4 protein-coding genes are annotated in these 5,692 nt (G+C 67.7%); all 4 read right to left on the bottom strand.

The window, feature by feature from the left end:
- The coding region (locus QZV93_RS12670; RefSeq protein ID WP_295558956.1) for a DNA translocase FtsK at nt 1-2,308 on the bottom strand (2,308 nt) is incomplete at its 3' end.
- 15 nt (nt 2,309-2,323) lie between these two features.
- Nucleotides 2,324-3,553 (bottom strand): aminotransferase class I/II-fold pyridoxal phosphate-dependent enzyme, encoded by a 1,230-nt coding sequence (locus tag QZV93_RS12675; protein WP_295558957.1) that lies wholly within the window; start codon nt 3,551-3,553, stop codon nt 2,324-2,326.
- 259 nt (nt 3,554-3,812) lie between these two features.
- Nucleotides 3,813-4,694, bottom strand: coding sequence for a pentapeptide repeat-containing protein (locus tag QZV93_RS12680; RefSeq protein ID WP_295558959.1), 882 nt, complete (start codon nt 4,692-4,694; stop codon nt 3,813-3,815).
- 147 nt (nt 4,695-4,841) lie between these two features.
- A partial coding sequence (locus tag QZV93_RS12685; RefSeq protein ID WP_295558961.1) for a pentapeptide repeat-containing protein occupies nt 4,842-5,692 on the bottom strand: 851 nt, incomplete at its 5' end.

The raw sequence follows: 5,692 nt of genomic DNA on the forward strand, positions 1-5,692 counted from the left end.
GGCCCAGCAGCTGCTCGGCACCCTGCTCGTTCAGGATGGTGCGGCTGTCGATCTTGGAGGCGACCTTGAAGCTGATGCGGGTCGGGAAGTTGGCCTTGATGGTGCCGGTGATGATGTCGACCGAGGGACGCTGTGTCGCCATGATGAGGTGAATGCCGGCCGCGCGCGCCTTCTGCGCGAGGCGTTGCACAGCCGTCTCGATGTCCTTGCCGGCGGTGATCATCAGGTCGGCGAACTCGTCCACCACCACGACGATGTAGGCCATGGGCGCGAGATCGATCTCCTCGCGCTCGTAGATGGGATTGCCGGTCTCGGAATCGAAGCCGGTCTGCACCGTGCGTGCGAGTTGCTCGCCGCGGGCGGAGGCGGCTTTGACGCGGGTGTTGAAGGCCTCGATGTTGCGCACCGACAGCTTCGACATGCGCTTGTAGCGTTCCTCCATCTCGCCCACGACCCAGTTCAGGGCGCCGACGGCCTTCTCCGGCTCGGTGACGACTGGGGTCAGGAGGTGCGGGATGTCGTTGTAGACCGAAAGCTCGAGCATCTTGGGATCGATCATCAAGAAGCGGCATTCGTCCGGTGTGTGGCGGAAGAGGATCGAGAGAATCATGGCGTTGACGCCGACGGACTTGCCGGAGCCGGTGGTGCCCGCAACGAGGAGATGCGGCATGCGCGCGAGGTCGGCGATAATCGGCTCGCCGCCGATCGAGCGGCCGAGCGTCAATGGCAGAATGCCGTCGGCGCTGGCGAATGCCGGGCTCTCGAGGATCTCGCGCAGGCCGACGGTGTCGCGGCGCGCGTTGGGCAGCTCGATACCGATGACGTTGCGGCCGGGGACAACCGCGACGCGGGCACTGGTGGCGCTCATCATGCGGGCAATGTCGTCGGCAAGGGCGATGACGCGCGTGGCTTTCGTTCCGCGGGCGGGCTCGAGCTCGTAAAGCGTGACGACGGGGCCAGGCTTGATGTCGCGGACCTCGCCCTTGACGCCGAAGTCGGCCAGGACCTCCTCGAGAAGACGTGCTGTGCCGCGCAGCACCGTTTGCGAGAGCTCGGAGCTGGCCTTCGATGGCGGGCTGCGCTTCAGCATGGCGGGTGCCGGGCGCTTGAAGACACGTTCGCCGCGGCGCGCTGCAACGGCGCGTACGAGCCCGGATGGCATGCGCCGCGCGGCGGGGGCCGGCTTCTGGACAGGCTGAGGCGCGGGGGAAGGAGGCGGCGCGGACTCGCGGGCGCCGGTGAGGAAGCGCGGCAGATCACCGCCCGGAAGCGCGAGATCGGGCGCGAGGGCGGGCTCGGCGATGTCCTGCTCGCGCAGGGTGACGCGTGCGTTGGCGGGTGCGAAGCGTTCGGCGATGGCGCGGCTCGACATTTCGAGCGCGGCGTCGTCGGCGGCCAGGAGATCGGCCTCCTCGGTCGAGACGTCGTCGGCCGCGTCGGGCAGATAGTCGAGCTCGTTCTCGATCGGCTTGCGCTCGTCGTAGCGCGGCCGCGACGGCGCGGGCCGGGCGGGAGCAAACGCCTCCGGGTCGCTGTGACGGGTGAAGATGCCGGGAAGAACGGGATCGATGGCGCCGAAGCCGAGGCGCTCGATGTGCGTCTTGTGGCCGAACGTGCGCAAGGCACCGAGGGCGACCGCGAGGCTGCCTCGGCGCGGGAGCGCGATTGCAGTGTCGGCAGTGGCAGGCGCCCAGGATAGGTCTCTCTGCGCGTGCCGCAGGCCTTTGGGGAATACATCCTGGCGAGAGACGCCGAGGGCGCGAGCGAGCGAGGACATGCCGAGCCCCGCAAGCAGGATGGCGGCGGCGATGCCGGCCGTGCCGGAGCTGATGAAACCGAGGGTCGAGGAGGCGAAATTGAAAAGCGCGTCGCCCAGGATGCCGCCGTAGCCCGGCTCGATGGGCCACGTGCCCGACCGCGGAAGGGCCGATACGGCGCCGGCCATGCCGAGAACCGCAAATGGGTAGTAAATGGTCTTGGTGCGCAGATCGGCGACACGTTCCGAGAGAACGAGCTCGAAGCCCCAGATCATGAGCGGCAGCAGGGCGATCGCGGACGCAAGCCCCAGCGTCTGCAGCAGCAGGTCGGCGATGATGGCACCTGGAGCGCCGAGCGCATTGCGAACCGGGCCATCGGTGGCGTGCGTGAGGCTCGGGTCGGCAACCGACCACGAAACCATGCTGGCCCAGATGGCCGCGAGCGCCACAAAAAGCATGAGGCCGCAACCGCGGCCGAGGGTGCCGATCAGGCGAGCCTCGAGAGCGGGCGGCAGCAGGCGCTGGCGATCAAGTCCGGAAACGGACGGCATAGCAGCGAACGTCTCTTACGCAGATACATGGACGAACCGTTCGAGCGCCTCCCTGATCGTTCCGGCATCATGGACCAATGCGACGCGCACGTAGGGTGCGCCCGGATTGGTCCCATCACGCCCGGTCTGAGCCAGGTAGGCACCGGGTATGACCTTGACTCCGAAATGTTTCCATAACGTTAGGGCTGCCTGTTCACCGTTGCCGAGGCCACTCATGTCGAGCCAGAGGAAGAAGCCGCCGGCGGGCCGGCTGTAGCCGAAGCGGGTGCCGAGCACGGCGTCCGCCGCGTCATATTTGCGTGCGTAGGCCAGCCGATTGGCCGTGACGTGCTGCTCCTCGGCCCAGACGGCGGCGGAGGCGTGCTGCGTCGGGCCCGGCATCTGCGGGCCAATGAGGTTGCGCACCTCGAACAGGGTGTCGAGGAAGACGGCGTCGCCTGCGGAAAAGCCTGAGCGCAGACCGGGAAGGTTCGAGCGCTTGGAGAGAGAGTTGAAGACGACGAGGTTGGCGAAGCGCTCGGGAGTTTTTGCTGCAACCTCGAGGCCGCCGACGGGCGGGGCGCCGGTGTAGATCTCCGAATAGCATTCGTCGAGGAAGAGCATGAAGCCATGCGCGCGGGCAAGCCCGAGGGCGCGCGTGATGTAGGCTGCATCTGCAACGGCGCCCTGCGGATTGGCGGGCGAGCAGAGATAGAGTGCGGCGGTGCGAGCGAGGAGGGGCGTGTCGGCTTCAAGCGCATCGAGGTCGGGCAGATGGCCGGTCTCGGCCGTGGCGTTCAGGAATACGGGCTCGGCGCCGGCAGCGAGGGCCCCGCCCAGGTACGCCTGATAGAACGGATTGCACATGAGGATCGCCGGGCGACCAGTGTGACCCTGCTTCTGCTTGCGGCCGACGGCCGGGAAGGCGGCATAGAAGAGACCTTCGCGCGAGCCGTTGCAGGGCAGGATCTCGCGGGCCGGGTCGATGGCGCCGGAGGAAAGCCAATAGCGGCGTCCGATCCAGTCGGCGATGGCCCGACGCAGCTCGTCCGATCCCCGGATCGGCGGGTACTTAGCAAACAGGGCTTCTGTTTCGGCGATCTTGGAGGCGACGAAGGGCGGCATCGTCTCGCGCGGCTCGCCGAGCGTGAGGTCGATGGGCCTGGCGTGGCCGGGTGCGACGCCGTCCAGCAGCTGGCGGAGGCGCGAGAAGGGAGAGAGGATGGTGCCGTCGGCGAGGGACGCGAGGCTCAGGGTGTCTGACATGGGGGTGTTTTAGGTGGGCCACGGGCTGCGGGCAACAGGCCGGCAGCGGGCAATGGGCAGTCGGCAGTAGCCCTCACGTGTCATCCTCGGCTTTATGCCGAGGATCCAACCCTCGGCGGGAGTCAAGGATAGACAGTGTATACGCCGTCGAGGCTGGCGCATGCTGGTCCTTGGATCCTAGGCACAAGGCCTAGGATGACAGTGGGGCGCGGTAGCAGCGTCATGTCGGGCGCACGCGGCGTCGCCGATTGTAGAGCTGTCAGGGGACGGGATCGCGCTGGGCGCGGTCGTAGTTGGTGGCGGAGGCGAGGCCGATGGCCTGATCCAGGCCGCGGGCGCCGCGCAGGTCGGCTTCGTCAAGGTTGGCGCCCGTGAAGTCCGCGCCTGCCACGTTCGCGCCGGAGAAGTTGGCGTGGGTCAGATCGGCCCCGCGGAGGTTGGCGCCGGAGAGGTCGGCGCCGACGAAACTCGCATACTTGATCGAGGTACCGGACAGCTTCGCGTCCTTCAGGATTGCGCGCGTGAAATTGGCGCTCGACAGGCTTGCGGGTGCGTTGACGGACGGCTCGCGTACGGCTGAACGGCCGAGAATTGCGTCGGTCAGGTCGGCGCCGGAGAAGTCGGCGCGCTCGAGCCAACCGTCGGAGCGGAAGCGGACCAGCTTAGCTCCGGTGAACTTCGGAGCTTCGCTCGCTGCCACCTCGAGGGTCGTGAAGACGGTCGGGCGCAGGATGCGAGCGTCGGTCAGGTCGGCGCCCGAGAAATCCGTCGCGGTGATGGTCGTGCTATCGAGGCGCGCGCCAACGAAGGAGGCTCCGGCGAGCTTGGCGCGCGAGAGGTCGGTGCCATAGAGGTCCGCGCCGTCAAGGTCGGCACTCTTGAAGTCGAGTTCGGCGAGATCGAGGCGCGCGAGATTGAGCTCCTGGAGGTCCGGACGGGATCCGGGCGCGGCCTTGAACAGGCGTGCCGTGACATCGCGTGCCGTGAGCTTCACGTCGTCGCCGGTGGTGACGCCCGTCCCGCCAGGCTGCGTGTAGCTCGGCACGTCGCCGGCCGCGGCGGATGCGTTCGAGAACGCCACGACGGCCAGAGCGGCGGAGGCCGGGAAAAGTAGCGTTGCGAGGCCGATTGCAAAGCGCATTTACGTGCTCCGATGCCGTTGCAGAACGCGCGGATCGTGAAATCAGCGCCTACGGCTTCAGGATCTGTTGCCGTTTGTTCGCCCGGATTCAAGGGTAAATTTCCCGACGTCATAGCGGCGCCGGCCTGGGGCGGCTGTTTCAACCCCTCACGGAACGGGATCGCGCTGGGCGCGGTCGTAGTTGGTGGCGGAGGTGAGGCCAACGGCCTGATCCAGGCCGCGGGCGCCGCGCAGGTCGGCTTCATCCAGGTTGGCGCCCGTGAAGTCTGCGCCCGCCACGTTCGCGCCCCTGAAATTCGCTGCCGTCAGGTTGGAGCCGATGAAGTTGGCCGCGGTCAGGTCCGCATCCATGAAGCGCGCGTATTTGAGCGAGGCGCCGGGGAACTTGGCTTCTCTCAGGATTGCGTTCGAGAAGTTGGCGCTGACGAGGCTCGCGGGCGAGAACAGCGTCTCCTCGCGGGATGCGCCGCCGCCGAACACGGCACCGGTCAGGTCGGCTCCCGTGAAGTCGGCGCGGTCGAGCCAGCCGTCGGAACGGATGCGGATGAGCTTGGCTCCGATGAACTTCGGGGCCTCGTTGGTCGCGACCTCGAGGGTGGTGAAGATGGTCGGGCGCAGGATGCGGGCGTCGGTCAGGTCGGCGCCCGAGAAATCCGCCGAGGTGATCGTCGCGCGGTCGAGGCGTGCGGCGACGAGGGAGGCTCCGCTGAGCCTGGCGCGCGAGAGGTCGGCGCCGTAGAGGTCCGCGCCATCGAGATCGGCGCTCTTGAAGTCCAGCTCCGCGAGATCGAGGCGCGTGAGATTGAGCTGCTGCAGATCCGGACGGGACCCGGGTGCGGCCTTGAACAGGCGTGCCGTGACATCGCGTGCCGTCAGCTTCGATCCATCTCCGCTCGCGGCGCCGGCCCCGGCAGGCTCAGTATAGCTCGGCACGTCGCCGGCTGCCGCGCCGGTGATCGTGGCCAACGCCAAGGACAGGATCGTCAGTCCGTTCGATA

The organism is uncultured Hyphomicrobium sp. (genome assembly GCF_902826555.1).
Lineage (GTDB): Bacteria > Pseudomonadota > Alphaproteobacteria > Rhizobiales > Hyphomicrobiaceae > Hyphomicrobium_C.

Bases quoted from the DNA above. Each gene is read 5' to 3' on its own strand.
- QZV93_RS12675 (WP_295558957.1), bottom strand. From the start codon at position 3,553: ATGTCAGACACCCTGAGCCTCGCGTCCCTCGCCGACGGCACCATCCTC.
- QZV93_RS12680 (WP_295558959.1), bottom strand. From the start codon at position 4,694: ATGCGCTTTGCAATCGGCCTCGCAACGCTACTTTTCCCGGCCTCCGCC.